A 16,596-nucleotide genomic window follows, 5' to 3' on the forward strand; every position below is an offset into this window, starting at 1 on the left:
AAGCTGTTTTTATAGTATAATAGTACGGTGCAAAAAATGAATCACTGAAGATAGTAGGAAAGGATAGGGGATATGAAACAAGTTTTTCTCTCAACAACAACGGAATTTAAAGAGATCGACACGCTTGAACCGGGTACTTGGATCAATCTCGTCAATCCTACACAAAATGAATCGTTGGAAATCGCTAACGCCTTTGACATTGATATTGCCGACCTTCGAGCACCGCTTGATGCGGAAGAAATGTCCCGTATTACCATTGAAGATGAGTATACTTTGATCATCGTAGACGTTCCCATCACAGAGGAAAGAAACAATCGCACCTACTACGTAACGATTCCGCTAGGGATTATCATCACCGAGGAGACCATTATCACTACCTGCTTGGAGCCCCTCCCTGTTCTCGATGTCTTTATCAACCGTAGACTGCGCAATTTCTACACTTTCATGCGTTCACGTTTTATCTTCCAGATTCTCTACCGCAACGCTGAACTTTACCTGACAGCCCTTCGTTCGATTGACCGTAAGAGTGACCAGATCGAAAGTCAACTTCACAAATCCACTCGAAACGAAGAACTGATCGAACTCATGGAATTGGAAAAGACCATCGTCTATTTCAAGGCCTCACTTAAGACGAACGAGCGCGTGATTAAGAAATTGACCAGCGCAACTAGCAATATCAAGAAATACCTAGAAGACGAAGACCTGCTCGAAGACACCCTGATTGAAACCCAACAGGCCATCGAGATGGCAGATATCTATGGAAATGTCCTTCATTCTATGACAGAGACCTTTGCCTCTATCATTTCCAACAACCAGAACAACATCATGAAAACTCTGGCTCTCGTGACCATTGTCATGTCTGTCCCAACCATGATCTTCTCAGCCTACGGGATGAACTTCAAGGATAATGAAATCCCTCTAAACGGTGAGCCACACGCCTTCTGGTTAATCGTCTTTATCGCCTTTGCTATGAGTGTTTCGCTCACTCTCTATCTCATCCATAAAAAATGGTTCTAAGAGGAATCCCTATGTCTCAGATTGATTTACAAAAATTAACTAAGAAAAACCAAGAGTTTATCCATATCGCTACCCAACAATTTATCAAAGATGGTAAAACAGACGCTGAAATCAAGGCCGTCTTTGAGGAAGTCATTCCTAAAATCCTTGAAGAGCAAGCCAAAGGAACGACTGCACGTTCCCTCTACGGGGCTCCAACCCACTGGGCTCATAGCTTCACTGTCAAGGAGCAATACGAAAAAGAGCATCCAAAAGAAAATGACGATCCAAAACTCATGATTATGGACTCAGCCCTTTTTATCACCAGTCTCTTTGCATTGGTTAGCGCTCTGACTACCTTTTTCTCTACAGATCAGGCTATTGGCTATGGGTTGATTACCCTCTTGTTGGTTGGACTTGTAGGAGGACTTGCCTTCTACTTGATGTACTACTTTGTCTACCAGTACTATGGACCAGACACAGACCGTAGCCAACGTCCTCCATTCTGGAAATCAATCCTCGTTATCCTGACTTCTATGGTCCTTTGGTTGGTTGTCTTCTTTGCAACAAGCTTCCTACCAGCCAACCTCAATCCAGTCCTTGCTCCATTGCCTTTGGCTATCCTGGGAGCTGCCCTTCTCGCCCTTCGCTTCTATCTCAAGAAACGTTTCAACATCCGAAGTGCAAGCGCGGGCCCATCACGTTATTAAGAAAAGTGAAAAGCTATGGCATATAGTCAATCCTTAGCTCAGCAGATTCGAAAAATTCTAGCGCTCAAACTTCCTCCCCAAATTTTCGAAGAAGAGTTAGAAGAAAAGAAACTGTTTGGTGGCCTTGCCTTTATGATTCGTGGGAAAATGGTCCTTACAGTCAGTTCCAGAAAAGACGAGCTGGTTATGGTGAGAATTGGCAAAGAAATGGAAAAGCAAGTTCTACCCCGAACAGGAGCTCGTACTACATTGATGAGAGGGCGACCTTATCATGGCTATATAGACCTAGATATCGAAGGTCAAAAAGAACTTCCTTACTGGATTGATTTAGCTCTCTCCTATAATCAAGAGTTGACCAAGTAACTCATATCTAGCGAGATTAGAAAAACGAAAAGCAACTGCACAGGCGGTTGCTTTTTCACTTGCTTTCTTGAAATTCAATAGAACTTCTGAGTCTGATTCTTATAGTTTTCTTTCATCTTTTGTGATAAAATAGGCTCATACTCAATGAAAATCAAAGAGCAAACTAGGAAGCTAGCCGCAGGCTGTACTTAAGTACGGCAAGGCAAAGCTGACGTGGTTTGAATTTGATTTTCGAAGAGTATCAATCTATTTCTAGGAGGATGAGATATAGTTTCTACTATTGGTATTGTTAGTTTGTCTAGTGGCATTATCGGAGAGAATTTTGTCAAACACGAAGTCGACTTGGGTATTCAACGCCTCAAGGATTTGGGACTTAATTCTGTCTTCTTGCCCCATTCGCTAAAGGGTTTAGACTTTATCAAGGACCATCCTGAGGCACGTGCAGAAGATTTGATGCAGGCCTTTTCGGACGATAGCATCGACATGATCCTATGCGCCATCGGTGGGGATGATACCTATCGCTTGCTACCTTATCTTTTTGAAAACGACCAGCTTCAAAAGGTTATCAAGCCAAAGATTTTTCTTGGCTTCTCGGATACTACTATGAACCACCTTATGTTGCACAAACTAGGGGTCAAGACTTTTTATGGGCAATCCTTTCTAGCAGACATTTGTGAATTGGACAAGGAGATGTTGCCCTATAGCTTTCACTACTTTAAAGAACTGATTGAGACTGGAAGAATCTCAGAAATCCGCCCTAGCGACGTTTGGTATGAGGAACGAACTGATTTTAGTCCCAAGGCCCTGGGAACAGCTCGTATCAGTCATGTAAATACAGGCTTTGATTTGTTACAAGGAAATACCCAGTTTGAGGGAGAAATTCTCGGCGGTTGCCTTGAATCCCTCTATGATATCTTTGACAATTCTCGATACGTAGATAGCACGGAGCTCTGCCAAAGGTACAAACTCTTCCCTGACTTATCCGACTGGGAAGGAAAGATTCTTTTGTTAGAAACAAGCGAAGAGAAGCCTGAGCCGGAAAACTTCAAAAAGATGGTGCTGGCTTTGAAAGAAACTGGGGTATTTGAGGTCATCAGTGGACTCTTGGTCGGAAAGCCAATGGATGAAGCCTTCTATGACGACTATAAAGAGGCACTAATGAGCATCGTTGACAGCAATATCCCAATTGTCTATAATCTAAACGTTGGGCACGCCACACCAAGAGCCATTGTACCCTTTGGCGTCTATGCTTATGTGGATGCAAAAGAGCAAGTCATTCGCTTTGACTATAACAAAAAATAAACAATTTCTCCATTTTTATGCTTTTGTATTGATTTTCGCTAATTTCTATGATATCTTTTTGAAGGAGGTGTATATGACTAAACAAAAAATAAATCAAATTGTCGGTTCAATCGGGGCCTTTATCGGGATTATTGTATTTATCGCCTACATCCCACAAATTTTTGCCAATTTACAAGGCAACAAGGCTCAACCATTTCAGCCTTTATCCGCAGCAGTATCTTGTTTAATTTGGGTTATTTACGGATGGACAAAAGAACCTAAGAAGGATTGGATACTAATTATTCCAAACTCAGCCGGCGTTGTCTTAGGTGGACTGACATTTCTCACTGCACTATAAAAATTACTAGCATATAATCAAAAAGCTGAGAGGAGATTCTCAGCTTTTTCTCTTGTATAACTACTAAAACGTCACATACTACTGATAACTAAAATAATCAAGGGAAGGCTATTGCCTAACATATGAACAACTAGAGGATAATAAATATTCTCTTTTTCTTTCACATAGATGATAGAAAAGGCAATGCCTCCACCTAGATAACCGACTGCACTGACCCACTCGGATAAATCCAAACTGTGCATATGAGTCAGAGCAAAAACAAGTCCTACCAGAAGAATGCTTAGCCAACTTGACAGACGTTTCTGCAAGTGATGTAACAAGAGCTGACGGAAAAAGAGTTCTTCCACAAAAGGTCCTATGATACAGGCGAAAACTGCTATCAGTATTGGTTGTTCTTGAAAGGTACTTTGAATATTCGACTGGTTTAGACCTTGTCCGACTAGCCCAAAAAACTGCTTCAACATCTCTGATACAAATTCAAAGACAAAAGTCATCAGAAAGAGAAAGAGCCATCCTGTTAAGACGCAAAAGAAGAATTTCCTTTTAGTCTTTCTAATCTCATTCCATTGTTTGATCAATCGATCCTTAAACAAGAAAGAGCCATATAGAGCTAGTACTACATAAACTAGATAATTTGCAATAGCAGATGGCATCAAGAAAGCCAGCAATTTAACGCCATCAAATACAAAGAGAACTGTATAGAGAATCGCAAAAATAAGGATTCCCTTATGTTTATTAGACATTATTTATCTCCCCTTCCACTCACAATCATTCTCGTGGTCATCAACCAGACCTGCCGCCTGAAGAAAAGCCAAAACTGCGACTGGACCTGTAAACTTGAATCCTTGTTTTTTGAGATCTTTAGCTAATTTTTCAGACAAGACTGTTTTAGCAGGTGCTAGGTGATAGTCAGGAACATCATTCACGATCGTTTTTCCCTCAACAAAGGACCAGAGATAAGCGTCAAAAGAGCCAAAGGTTTTCTGGATTTGTAAAAATGCTTGGGCGTTGGCACGCGTCGCAAAGAGCTTGGCACGATTTCGGATGATGGCTGGATTCTCTAACAAGGCTTCCAACTCCCCATCTGTCATTTCCGCGACCGCTTGAATTTGATAGCCATGAAATGCTTCTCGGAATCCTTGGCGTTTGTTTAGTACCGTTTCCCAAGATAGACCCGACTGGTAAGTTTCCAAACACAACAACTCAAAAAGAGCACGGTCATCATGAAGAGGTTGGCCCCACTCTTCATCATGATAGGCTACATATAAAGGGTTGTTCATTTTAACCCAACCACAGCGTTTTGGCATAGACTTCTCCTATTTGACCAACATCTTGAGGGCAGACTTGATATAGTTCTCTGCTGTATCCGTCGTTCCTTCAAAGAATTTCTTGATTTTCTTGAGCTCTGTTGCCTTGTAGCCTAGCGCCAACATGGCTTCCATAGCTTCTTCCAATTCTTGGTTTTCAGCACTGGCTTGTACTGCGACTTTGGCAGGAAGGGCATCACTAGCCACAACCACCTTGCCTTCCAAGTCCAGAACCATTTGCTGGGCTGTTTTCTTACCAATTTTGGGGAACTTGGTCAAGTAGGTGATATTCTTAGTCTCGATGGCTTGAACCAAGCCAGCATTGTCATCGGCAGCGATAATAGCCAAAGCTGATACAGGACCAATCCCTGAGACCGAAATCAGACTAAGAAAAAGTTTTTTCTCATCTTCTGAGCGAAAACCATAAAGCAGATGGGCATCCTCACGGATGACTTGGTGCACATAAATCTGAGTTTCTTGATTGACCTGACCTGAGTAGGCATAAGGATTGGCTACATGCAAGATATAGCCGACACCATTGACCTCTAAGACGATGTATTTGGCAGTGATTTTGGTAATGATTCCTTTTAGATATTCGTACATAATTTTTTCTCCCTTATTTTGCCTATCTAGTATACCATATTTCCCCAAGACAGACTGCAACAAAAAGTGCAACCTCTAGTTGACAAATAGTACAGGAGATTGTATTCTCATTATAAGTAAAAATTGTTAGGATAGAAGTAGAAAAAGGAGGATAGAATAATGAAACTCGCAGAAAAACTATTTGAGCTCAGAAAGGAAAAAGGTTGGTCCCAGGAAAAACTAGCAGAACAAATCAATGTTTCTCGGCAAAGCATCTCCAAATGGGAGTCTGGACAAGTACTTCCTGAAATCGAAAAAATCATTGAATTAAGCAAGATTTTTCAAGTGACAACTGACCATCTCTTACTGGATGAAAACTTTGAAAAAGGTTCCACGGCAGTGATTTTGGAGGAAGACAAGGACAATTACTATAAAGAGGTTAAATCCTTTGGTCTTTGGCAAGTGATTTATATTTTCGTATTGGCTCTGGCTATCTATCTCTTTTTAGCTGGTTCTAGTTTTCCAGCCGAATTCACTGCTTTGATCTGGCTAACCTTCGTTCTCTTAATCGCTTCTGCAATGGCTATTAACAAGGCGCTAAAGATTAAGCAAAAGTATCTGGACAAGGTTATAGGCCTTGATGATTTTAAGAAAGAAGGTGCTAAAGATGAAACTAAAAACTGACAATCCCATACCTATCAAAACTCGTCTGAAAGAGCTGATTGGAGACTGGCTCTTTATCTCGGGCTACCTCATTTCTTTATTTTTACTAGCTATGGGCTTTTACAATCTAGTTCTAGGAGGCGTTCCCGTATTCACTGAAGCCCAGAGCCAACTTCTGGCTTTTTCTAGCTCTGTTCTGCCCCTAACTATCATCTTTGCTTGGCTCGACTATAGAAAAGGAAGTTTTGGCAAGCGTTGGGCAGGTTTACAGCTGATTTACAAGCATAGTAGCCTTTCCCACAGCCTTTTGCGCTCTGCTATCAAGTTTTTCCCTTGGCAGTTGGGACATATGGGAGCTATTCGTAGTGCTTATCAAGCAGATGCTCTGTCAATTTTCTTGTCAACCTCAGCAGGGATTCTCTTCTTGATTTTTCTGCTGATGGGACTCCTTCGCAAGGACAAACGTCATCCAGCTGATTTGCTTGCTGGAACACAAGTTCAGCTCAAAAATTCAAAACAGCTCTAGTTTTATAACTAGGGCTGTTTGATTTTCTATAAGGTTTAGTATTTCCCCAACTCTCGAAGGCTGGTATGATTTTCCTGAATGCGACGGAACATCTTTTCCATGTCCGACTTGGTAAAGTGAACCAAAACAGGACGTCCGTGTGGACAGTTATAGGGGTTGTCACATTGGGAGAGTTGGTAGAGAAGCTGTCTAGCTGAGTGGTCATCGATGCGATGGTTGGCCTTGATGGACCGCTTGCAGGACATCATGATGGCTAGCTCTGCTCGGTATTTCTTGATAGAAACTTCCTTGGTCAAGAGGAGCATATCACACATCTCATAGATCCCAGATTCGATTTCCTCTTCTGCCATCCAAATCGGATGTTCTCGAAGGATGAATTGATTTTCCCCGTACTCAGCTAGAAAGACACCCACTTCCTCTAAGAGAGGCATTCTTTCTCTGAGACGAAGGGCGTCATCCGCAGGAAATTCAAAGATGTAAGGTACTAGGAGTTGTTGCTGGCTCTGGTCAACATTGCCAATGCTTTCACGGTATTCCTCGTACTTAACCCGTTCCTGAGCCGCATGCTGGTCTATGATATAGAGTCCATCTCGACCTTGGGCAAAGAGATAGGTCCCGTGCATTTGCCCGAAAAATTCCAACTCTGGGAAGCTGGATGATTCTTCTCGCTCCAGCTTGTCATAGGCTTTATCGAGACTGGCTAAATCTAGTTCTGGATGGTCTAGTTGGTCATAGCTAGCTGGCTTTCTCTCTGCAAAATACAGTTTTGCTGGCTTGGTCAGCTGATCCAAGGTTTCCTTGGCAAACAGGGTTAGGTCCCTACCTTCCTCAGTTAATTCAACCTGATGATCAGCCACCTCAGCTTGACTGGGTTTTGAGAGTTCTTTTTTTTCATAGTAGAGCGTATTTTCTTTGAGTGGAAGAATGGTCTGCTCTACCTTTTGACGATTGCGTACGGTCGACTTGGCAAGATTTTCTAAAGCATCAGGTATCAAGGCTTGTTCCTTGAGACTGTTTGCGATAGCTTCTGAGACCAGCTTCATCAGCTCTCTTTCCTTGGAAATCCGTACTTCTTGCTTGGTTGGATGCACATTGACATCCGCTAGATAAGGGTCAATATGGATATGAATCACGGCCAGCGGAAAGCGTCCCACCATAAGTTTACTGCCATAGCCGTCAAGAATAGCACGATTGAGCAAGAAGTTCTTGATATATCGCCCATTGATGAAGAGGCTGATATAATTGCGGTTGGCACGAGTCAACTCCGGCAAGGACACAAAACCTGTAATTTCAAAGTCTAGATCCGAATTCTCAATGGCTATCATCTTCTTGGCACTAGCCAAACCGTAAATTCCTGCAATGGCTTGACGCAGTTGACCAGTTCCAGCTGTTCGTGTCATTTCTTTGCCATCACTAATCAAACTAAAAGAAATCTCAGGATGAGCAAGGCCCAGACGGTTGACAATATCGATGATATGAGACAGCTCCGCTTGCTGGCTCTTCATATACTTGAGACGGGCAGGCGTGTTGAAAAAGAGGTCCTCCACACAAACCTTGGTTCCCACAGGACTTGTCGCTGGGATGATTTCTTCGACTTGACCCCCACGCGCAACGAGCTTAGTCCCATGACTTGCACCATCCACCGCCGTCAACAGAGTCAAGACACTGACGGAAGCGATAGAGGGCAGGGCTTCACCTCGAAAACCAAGCGTCCGAATCCGAAAAAGGTCTGCTTGATTTTTTATCTTACTGGTTGCATGGCGACGCAGGGCCAATTCCACCTCATCGTGGGCAATTCCATGACCATTATCGGTGATTTGAATCTTCTTGAGACCTGATTCCTCAATCTCAATGATAATCTGACTTGAGCCCGCGTCAATGGCATTTTCTACCAACTCTTTCACCACACTGGCAGGACGTTCAATAACCTCTCCTGCTGCGATCTGGTTTGCCAGCACCTCTGGCAATTCAATAATTTGAGACATCTTTCAGCCCCTTTCTGTATCTATTTTCCTAGAAATTGATTAGTGCTATTATACCATATTTCAGATACTATCAGAAAAAGCAAATACCACATAGACTCCAAATCTCTCCACATAGACAAAAGCTCTTGCCATGGGTCGTAAAATAGTGTTTAATAAAGGTGTACAGGAAGTGATCACAACCTTGTATAACTGAAAAGGAGGGAAATTTATGAAAGTAGAACTACAGATTAAGGAGACTTACGAGGAGGAAAAGCTGATTATCCAAGCACCTCAGCCGACCGAAAAAGTCCAGAAAGTCATCGAGTTCGCAGAAAATCTTGACCAAAAAGAAACAATCAAAGGAAAGATTGATGATCAGGTCTATCTAGTTAAGATTGGTAAGATACAACGCTTCTATATCGAGAATCGCAAGATTCTAGCAGAAACTGTATCTCAGACCTATACCATTGATTTGCGGCTCTATCAAGTGCTTGACATTCTGCCGACCACTTTTATCCAGATTTCCCAATCAGAAATCGTTAATATTGACGCTATCTCTCATCTCAAGCTAACCCCCAACGGCCTGGTCGAAATCTTTCTCAAAAACGAAAGCTTTACTTACTCATCTCGCCGTTACCTAAAAACCATCAAGGAGAAATTAGAACTATGAAAAAACAAATCTTTCACGATGCAGCCACTGGTGTACTCATCGGCCTCATCCTCTCTATCATCTTTTCACTCATTTATGCACCAAATACCTATGCCCCACTGAGCCCCGAGTCTCTCATCGGCCAAGTGATGGTTCAACATCAGGTTCACGGTGCCTTGGTCTTGCTCTACTGCACGATTATCTGGTCAGCTATCGGCGTTCTCTTTAGCTTTGGCAGTCGCTTATTCAGCCGTGACTGGAGCTTGCTCCGTGCCACACTTTCCCATTTCTTCCTCATGCTGGCTGGCTTTGTTCCACTAGCAACTCTGGCTGGTTGGTTCCCCTTCCACTGGACCTTCTATCTCCAGCTCATTCCAGAGTTTGCGATTGTCTACCTTATCATCTGGACTATCCTCTATAAAAGGGAAGCTAAAAAAGTAGACCACATCAATCAACTCTTGGCTCATAAAAAGTAATAGAAAAATCCCACTCACAAAGGCGCGAGTGGGATTCTTTTTATAATTTTTGTTTGAACTCAACTAAGACATTCATAGCCTGCATAGGTGTCATATTATTCACATCCAGTTGAGCTAATTCTGCTAGGATAGGATGTTCTGCTGGCGTATCAAAGAGAGAAATCTGTTCCGTGACGGCGCTTGTTTGTCTCATCGGAGTTGGACTTTCTTGTACCTGGCTCTCCAGTTGTGTCAAAATCTTATCTGCCCTTGCTAAAAGTTCTGCTGGTAAACCAGCAATCTTAGCAACATGGATACCGTAGGATTTGTCAGCTGGACCTGGTTCAATCTTGTGAAGGAAGGTCACCTGACCATCCTGCTCCAAGGTTGCCACGTGGACATTGACCAAGTGTTCCAAACTGGACTCCAGACTAGTCAACTCATGATAGTGGGTCGCAAAGAGGGTCTTGGCTCCGATATGTTCATGAATGTATTCGATGATGGACTGGGCAAGAGCCATCCCGTCATAAGTTGCAGTTCCCCGTCCCAATTCATCAAAGAGAATGAGAGAGTTCTTGGTCGCATGCGAAATGGCATTGTTGGCCTCCATCATCTCTACCATAAAGGTTGATTGACCTGAAACCAAATCATCTGCCGCTCCGATACGGGTAAAGATGGCATCAAAAATCGGCAAATAGGCACTTTCTGCTGGCACGTAAGAACCCATCTGAGCCATCACCGCAGTCATGGCTAGCTGGCGCATGTAGGTAGACTTCCCACTCATGTTGGGCCCCGTAATCAGTTGAATGCTGGTATCTTCTGACATCTGGATGCTGTTTGGAATGTAGGTCTGCGCTCCCATAACCTTTTCAACGACAGCATGGCGACCTTTCTGGATATCAATCTGTGAGTCGTCACCGAACTCAGGTCTGATCAAATGCTGGGTTTCAGCCACAACTGCTAGACTTTGCAAAACATCAACCGTCGCAATTCCTTGGGCTAGAGCCTGCAAGCGCTGGATATACTTGCTGACTTCCTCACGGATACGCATAAAGATTTCGTACTCTAGATTGGCTGACTTCTCACGCGCCTCCAGCATATCTCCCTCGATACGAGCCAACTCCTCAGTCCCAAAGCGTTCCGAGTTTTTCAACGTCGCCTTGCGGAAAAAGTGGGCTGGCACATTTCCCAGTTGCGAATTGGTCACATGGAAATAGTAGCCATCTTTTTTATTGTAGTCAATCTTGAGCGTGCTGATGCCAGAGTTTTCTCTCTCCTTAGCCTCAATCTCTGCAATCCAGCCGGTCCCTTCTCTGAGGACACGACGGTACTTGTCTAAGGTCTCATCAAATCCCGTACGGATAATGCCACCTTCCGTAATCACATGAGGAGCTTCAGGAGCAATCGCTGCGCTAATCAAACTCTCTAACTCTGGAATGGCATCCAACTGTGCGATGAGATAAGCTAAAGCAGGCTGCTCCATTCCCTCTAAAATCGCTCGAATCCGTGGCACACTAGATAAGGTGGTCGCTAGTTGCAAGAGATCCTTGGGATTGGTCTTGCCAAAAGAAACACGACTAGCCAAGCGTTCAATATCATAAACACCCTTGAGACTGTCCGTTAAATCACTACGCTCAAAGAAATGGTCAAGAAAGACCTGCACCACCTCTTGACGCTGGACGATTCGTTCCTTATCAATCAAGGGACGATGGATCCAAGAGCGCAAGAGCCGCATGCCCATAGCTGTTTTGGTTTCATCCAAAAGCCAGAAAAGACTCCCCTGCTTCTTGCCTGAACGGGCATTCTCAACCAAATCCAGACTAGCCTTGGTCGCATAATCCATCTGCAAGAAATCCTTGATTTCATAGCGGATAACTGGTTTGAGGTGGTTCAATTCCCGCATCTGGGTTCGATGAACATACTGGAGTAGCTTACTAGCTGCTGCTTGCTCCACAGCTGCTAAACGTGAATCCAGTAAATGAATATCCTCAAAACCTTCCTTCTCATGGGAAAGCACAAGATTCATCTGGCGGCTGAGGATTTGCTCCTCTTCCTCAGACAAGTCATAACCCAGCACCACTTCTCGAGCCTTGAGGTTACGAATTTCCCCACAAACGAGAGTGAAATCCAATAAACCTGTCACATAAAAATCACCTGTCACTAGATCCATATAAGCTAGGCCAAATTGATTGCCATCACGATCTAAGGCAACCAAGAAATTATTCTGACTATCGGGCTTACTGCTATCAACTACTGTACCAGGTGTGATGACCTGAACCACCTCTCGCTTGACAACCCCCACTGCTTGTTTGGGATCTTCCATCTGCTCGGCAATGGCCACCTTGTAGCCCTGCTCGATCAATACATCGATATACTGCTGGGCAGAATGATAGGGGACACCTGCCATGGGTATCGGATTTTCTGCATTTTTATTCCGACTTGTTAAAGAAATTTCTAAAATCTGTGCTGCATTGATTGCATCTTCATAGAACAACTCGTAAAAATCACCCATCCGAAAAAGCAAAAAAGCATCTGGGTATTGCTTTTTAATATCCACATACTGTTGCATGCCGGGTGATAGCTTTTCTGTTGCCATTTTCCGTCTCTCCTTGCTAAAAATAAGTCTTGAGAGCAACTCCCAAGACCTTATTTATCTTTCATCAAATCTAGCAAACGATCTTCCATCAGCTTGGCAACGTGCTGGTCTCGACAAATAACCAATAAGGTATTAGCACCAGCAACCGTTCCTAAAATCCATTCATCCTTGTTTGCATCTACAATGTTTGCTAAGACTGCAGCTTCCCCAAGTTTAGTATGAAGTACCAAGGTAAACTCTGCTCTTGCAACTCCTTCTAAATGATGAGACAAAAACTCAACTAAATCAATCTTATCTGTCTCATTTGCTAGTACATAATACACCATATCATTTTTCTTGATCTTGGTCAAGCCGATTTCACGCAAATCACGTGACAAAGTCGTTTGCGTCACATAGACATTCTGAGCTTCAAGACGATCTTGAATCTCTTTTTGTGTTCCAAGTTTTTCTTCAGCGATCATCTTTTTAATCAACTGATGCCGTTCTCTTTTTCTCATATCATCCTCTTAAGCGAATATTTATAACAAATTTTACATTTATTTTATAACTATATTATACCAAAAAAAATAGAGAATTCAAAAAAATTCTTTTCTTTCTCAAAAAATGTAGTAAATTGTGTTAAAATAGAAGAAAAGCCCAAAAGGAGCCTACTTATGAATACAAAAAAACTGATTGCTGGCGAATTGGCTAGCGTCATCGATAGCCTGGACCAAGAGGCTATTTTCAATTTACTAGAACAACCTAAAAATTCAGATATGGGGGACATCGCATTCCCTGCTTTCTCATTAGCAAAAGTCGAACGCAAGGCACCGCAAGTGATTGCTGCCGATATTGCTGCAAAGATCAACAGCCAAGCCTTTGAAAAAGTGGTGGCAACGGGTCCTTACGTAAACTTTTTCCTTGATAAATCTGCTATTTCTGGTGCAGTTATCAAAGAAATCATCGAAAAAGGTGCTGACTACGCCCAACAAACGGAAGGCCAAGAGCAAAATATTACGATCGACCTTTCTAGTCCCAATATCGCAAAACCCTTCTCAGTCGGCCACTTGCGTTCAACCGTTATCGGAGATGCCCTCTCTAATATCTTTAAGAAGATGGGCTACAAAACCATTAAAATCAACCACCTTGGAGACTGGGGGAAACAGTTTGGTCTTCTCATGGTTGCTTATAAAAAGTGGGGATCTAAAGAAGCCATCGAAGCCAACCCAATCGATGAATTGTTGAAACTTTACGTTCGCATCAATGCCGAAATCGAAACTGACAAGGCTCTCGATGATGAAGGTCGCCTCTGGTTCAAAAAACTAGAAGATGGTGATCCTGAAGCAACTCAACTTTGGCAATGGTTCCGTGATGAAAGTTTGGTCGAATTCAACCGTATCTACAAACTACTCGGTGTTGAATTTGATAGCTTAAACGGTGAAGCCTTCTACAATGACAAGATGGATGAAGCCGTACAAATCTTGGAAGAAAAAGGCTTGCTAGAAGAGTCTCAAGGGGCTTGCATTGTCAACTTGGATGATTTCGATTTGCCACCTGCTATGATTAAAAAATCAGATGGCGCTACTCTCTACATCACTCGTGATATCGCAACAGCCATCTACCGTGCTCGTACTTACAACTTTGTTAAAAATATCTATGCTGTCGGCCAAGAGCAATCTAACCACTTTAAACAGTTGAAAGCCGTCTTGAAGAAAATGGGATTTGCTTGGAGTGACGATATGGTTCACGTTGACTTTGGTCTTGTAACCAAAAATCGCCAAAAACTCTCTACTCGTAAAGGAAACATCATCCTGCTCGAGCCAACTCTCCAAGAAGCCATCACTCGTGCTAAAGCTCAAATCGAAGCAAAAAATCCTGACCTTGAAAACAAGGATCAAATCGCCCAAGCTGTTGGGGTTGGAGCTGTCAAATTCTACGACCTGAAAACTGATCGTCGAAATGGTTATGACTTTGATTTGGAAGCAATGGTTTCATTTGAAGGTGAGACTGGGCCATACATCCAATACGCTTACGCTCGTATTCAGTCTCTACTTAGAAAAGCTGACTTCCAACCAAATGCTCAAGAAAGTTACAGTCTAAATGATGCTGAAAGCTGGGAAATCATCAAACTTCTCCAAGACTTTGCCCGTGTCATCAAACGTGCTTCTGACAACTATGACCCATCGCTCATTGCTAAGTATGCAATCAGCTTGGCTCAAGCTTTCAATAAATACTATGCTCACACTCGTATCTTGGATGAAAGCCCAGAGCGTGACAGCCGCCTAGCCCTCAGCTACGCAACCGCAGTCGTCCTCAAAGAAGCCCTTCGCTTGCTCGGAGTAGAAGCGCCAGAGAAGATGTGATTCAGTACTAACAATTGGAACTAAAGTTCCTAATTGTTAGACGCTAGCCGCTATATGCAGACTAGCTAACTGCTTCACTAATTCACCTAACCAAATAATATCGATTTGGTTAGGCTCATGTCGTAATCTTTTAAATCACTTGATTGCAAAGCAATCTAAGTAACTAACGTCAAATCCTATACGGACTTTGGCTTGGCGCTTTACTAGTCTTCATTTCAACTGGGCGGACTTTTCAGTTAAAGGTCCAAATTGTCTGGTTTTAGCTATTGGATACCTGTTCTGCTCGCCTAGTGACTTAGTTGAAAAGCGAAATTTCTTTCGCTTTTCTTATGCCTTCAATTTTTTATCAAATCAGGGGAGATTTTATGAGCCAGTACGCTTATATATTAGTTCTTATCAGTCTTGTCGTTCTTTTTCTTATCAATAAATACGAAAAAGAGAAACTTCAGAAACTTCTTCAGGAGCAGCTTTTGAAAGACGAAACTTTCAAAGCAGATATCCGCGAAAGAATCCAAACAACAGAGAATATCAATGATGTCATCGCCTACATCAACAAGGGCTATCGTTTGGGACTCATGCTTTCCAAGGAAATCACTGAGCAACTCAAATAATCAAAATCCGAGAAGTCTTCTTCTCGGATTTTTCTCTTCTTCATGAAACGGCTAAAGATTCTTCTTAGATTTTAAAGCAAGAAAGTAGAAGAAAAAGCTAAGCCGAAGCTTAACTTTCCAATCCATACAGGTCTGCAATAATCGCTGCGACCTTTTTAATATCTTCCAGCATGCCTCTCATTTCAAAATCTGCTAGAACTGGGAAACCAAAACGTTGGCTGTACTGCTTGGCAGTCAAACAGTATTGATTATTAAAATTGCGATTGCCAGATCCCACTACACCAAAACACTTACTGGCATTGTCTCCATAGGCGATAAAATCACCCACTGGAGTCGTTAAAATCTCAACATCGCCGTTGTCGACACCATTTCCACCTTCCAGATAGGTCGGTAAGAAAGCGACATAGGGATGGTCCATCTCAAAGAAATCTTTCCCTTCCTTGACCAAATCCTTGATATGGATCTTTTGGACCTCAATCCCTTCGTGCTCAGACAAGAGATAGTCCTTAAGTCGGGTTACAAAACTCTCTGTATTCCCACTCAAACTGATATAAACTAAAGATATTTTTTTCATATTGACCTCGATTTTTATTTTTGGATATTAAAAGAACTACCAAGATTGTAACTTGATAGTTCTCTTTTGTCAATACTTAGGCAACTTCCTCTGCTTCGGCTTCCTCAGCCAAATCTTTTTGCTGGCGCCACATCTTGTAAAAGACTAAGGCTAAAAAGATGATATTGATAATCATGAACAAAATAACAGTTCCTTTTGCTAATGCTCCTATTCCTAAGCCTAGGGTATCATCTTTGATCAATTGAATTGCATCTTGAATGTTCACAAAAGAATAGACCAAACCAACAATCGCTAGCAAAAGATAGCCAAGATAAGCATAGTTGGCAAATTGGACGTTTTTACGAACTAAGAACACAAAGGCTACCACAACTAAAATAGCAGATAAAACAATCAAAACTACATTAAAAATTGAGTGCGATGATGCTGTTACTTGGTAGGTATAGTTAACCGTGTCTTCTATTTGCTGAGCAGTAAGAGACCCACTATTAGATAGGCTCGCACGAAGAGCTTCCTTACTAGGGACTGGGCCCAAGATGCCAAATAATGACGAAGCAGAAATGAGTGCTGATAGGACTAACAAAATCCAGAGATAAATTGGTTTCTTTTTCATATTATCCTC

General features: G+C 42.5%; 19 protein-coding genes. 11 read left to right on the forward strand and 8 right to left on the reverse strand.

The features are described from left to right. Positions 1-72 precede the first annotated feature (72 nt). The 5 genes from MK409_RS06065 (at position 73) to MK409_RS06085 (ending at position 3,708) form a co-directional block, all read left to right on the forward strand. Positions 73-1,017, forward strand: coding sequence for a magnesium transporter CorA family protein (locus tag MK409_RS06065; protein ID WP_000815616.1), 945 nt, complete (start codon positions 73-75; stop codon positions 1,015-1,017). 11 nt (positions 1,018-1,028) lie between these two features. Next, entirely contained in the window at positions 1,029-1,706 is a 678-nt protein-coding gene (locus tag MK409_RS06070; RefSeq protein ID WP_268705670.1) for a DUF1129 domain-containing protein, read from the forward strand. A 15-nt stretch (positions 1,707-1,721) separates the two neighbouring features. Then, on the forward strand, positions 1,722-2,069 hold the full coding sequence (locus MK409_RS06075) for a TfoX/Sxy family protein (RefSeq protein ID WP_007520826.1): 348 nt from the start codon (positions 1,722-1,724) through the stop codon (positions 2,067-2,069). Between the two features lie 267 nt (positions 2,070-2,336). Further along, positions 2,337-3,371: a S66 family peptidase gene (locus tag MK409_RS06080; protein WP_268705785.1), complete on the forward strand. Its 1,035-nt coding sequence runs from the start codon at positions 2,337-2,339 to the stop codon at positions 3,369-3,371. 73 nt (positions 3,372-3,444) lie between these two features. Continuing rightward, entirely contained in the window at positions 3,445-3,708 is a 264-nt protein-coding gene (locus MK409_RS06085) for a SemiSWEET family transporter (protein ID WP_000166112.1), read from the forward strand. A gap of 71 nt (positions 3,709-3,779) precedes the next feature. Here MK409_RS06085 and MK409_RS06090 read toward each other — a convergent pair whose 3' ends face one another. Genes MK409_RS06090 through ruvA form a run of 3 tightly spaced genes read right to left on the reverse strand, consistent with a single transcriptional unit; the run spans position 3,780 to position 5,618 of the window. After that, positions 3,780-4,454 (reverse strand): CPBP family intramembrane glutamic endopeptidase, encoded by a 675-nt coding sequence (locus tag MK409_RS06090; RefSeq protein WP_061428244.1) that lies wholly within the window; start codon positions 4,452-4,454, stop codon positions 3,780-3,782. Then, positions 4,455-5,015 (reverse strand): DNA-3-methyladenine glycosylase I, encoded by a 561-nt coding sequence (locus MK409_RS06095; protein ID WP_268705671.1) that lies wholly within the window; start codon positions 5,013-5,015, stop codon positions 4,455-4,457. Between the two features lie 9 nt (positions 5,016-5,024). Next, positions 5,025-5,618, reverse strand: coding sequence for a Holliday junction branch migration protein RuvA (gene ruvA / locus MK409_RS06100; protein ID WP_268705672.1), 594 nt, complete (start codon positions 5,616-5,618; stop codon positions 5,025-5,027). Between the two features lie 159 nt (positions 5,619-5,777). Between ruvA and MK409_RS06105 the strand changes: the two genes are divergently transcribed. After that, on the forward strand, positions 5,778-6,281 hold the full coding sequence (locus MK409_RS06105; protein WP_268705673.1) for a helix-turn-helix domain-containing protein: 504 nt from the start codon (positions 5,778-5,780) through the stop codon (positions 6,279-6,281). Next, entirely contained in the window at positions 6,265-6,786 is a 522-nt protein-coding gene (locus MK409_RS06110; RefSeq protein ID WP_268705674.1) for an RDD family protein, read from the forward strand. The genes MK409_RS06105 and MK409_RS06110 overlap by 17 nt, the downstream gene beginning before the upstream one ends. A 35-nt stretch (positions 6,787-6,821) precedes the next feature. Here MK409_RS06110 and mutL read toward each other — a convergent pair whose 3' ends face one another. Continuing rightward, positions 6,822-8,771 (reverse strand): DNA mismatch repair endonuclease MutL, encoded by a 1,950-nt coding sequence (gene mutL / locus MK409_RS06115; protein ID WP_268705675.1) that lies wholly within the window; start codon positions 8,769-8,771, stop codon positions 6,822-6,824. Between the two features lie 208 nt (positions 8,772-8,979). Here mutL and MK409_RS06120 point away from each other — a divergent pair, with 208 nt between their 5' ends. Next, the gene (locus tag MK409_RS06120; protein ID WP_268705676.1) at positions 8,980-9,420 is read left to right on the forward strand and encodes a LytTR family DNA-binding domain-containing protein; all 441 of its coding nucleotides are present in this window, start codon (positions 8,980-8,982) and stop codon (positions 9,418-9,420) included. Continuing rightward, on the forward strand, positions 9,417-9,875 hold the full coding sequence (locus MK409_RS06125) for a DUF3021 domain-containing protein (RefSeq protein WP_268705677.1): 459 nt from the start codon (positions 9,417-9,419) through the stop codon (positions 9,873-9,875). The genes MK409_RS06120 and MK409_RS06125 overlap by 4 nt, the downstream gene beginning before the upstream one ends. Before the next feature lie 40 nt (positions 9,876-9,915). Here MK409_RS06125 and mutS read toward each other — a convergent pair whose 3' ends face one another. Both mutS and argR read right to left on the reverse strand, forming a co-directional pair. Then, complete coding sequence (mutS, locus tag MK409_RS06130; RefSeq protein WP_268705678.1) at positions 9,916-12,450, reverse strand: DNA mismatch repair protein MutS; 2,535 nt, start codon at positions 12,448-12,450, stop codon at positions 9,916-9,918. Between the two features lie 50 nt (positions 12,451-12,500). Continuing rightward, a complete protein-coding gene (gene argR / locus MK409_RS06135) occupies positions 12,501-12,947 on the reverse strand; it encodes an arginine repressor (protein WP_004239711.1) in 447 nt (148 codons plus the stop codon). A 156-nt stretch (positions 12,948-13,103) separates the two neighbouring features. Between argR and argS the strand changes: the two genes are divergently transcribed. Both argS and MK409_RS06145 read left to right on the forward strand, forming a co-directional pair. Further along, positions 13,104-14,792, forward strand: coding sequence for an arginine--tRNA ligase (argS, locus tag MK409_RS06140; protein ID WP_268705679.1), 1,689 nt, complete (start codon positions 13,104-13,106; stop codon positions 14,790-14,792). A 365-nt stretch (positions 14,793-15,157) separates the two neighbouring features. Beyond that, positions 15,158-15,403, forward strand: coding sequence for a MarR family transcriptional regulator (locus MK409_RS06145; RefSeq protein WP_268705680.1), 246 nt, complete (start codon positions 15,158-15,160; stop codon positions 15,401-15,403). Between the two features lie 109 nt (positions 15,404-15,512). On the opposite strand, the gene nrdI is transcribed toward MK409_RS06145, so the two are convergent. Next, on the reverse strand, positions 15,513-15,977 hold the full coding sequence (gene nrdI, locus MK409_RS06150; protein WP_268705681.1) for a class Ib ribonucleoside-diphosphate reductase assembly flavoprotein NrdI: 465 nt from the start codon (positions 15,975-15,977) through the stop codon (positions 15,513-15,515). A 76-nt stretch (positions 15,978-16,053) separates the two neighbouring features. Beyond that, complete coding sequence (locus MK409_RS06155) at positions 16,054-16,587, reverse strand: ABC transporter permease (protein ID WP_268705682.1); 534 nt, start codon at positions 16,585-16,587, stop codon at positions 16,054-16,056. Positions 16,588-16,596: the final 9 nt, after the last annotated feature.

Origin of the sequence: Streptococcus oralis (genome assembly GCF_026782375.1) — a bacterium.
Taxonomy (GTDB): domain Bacteria; phylum Bacillota; class Bacilli; order Lactobacillales; family Streptococcaceae; genus Streptococcus; species Streptococcus oralis_CL.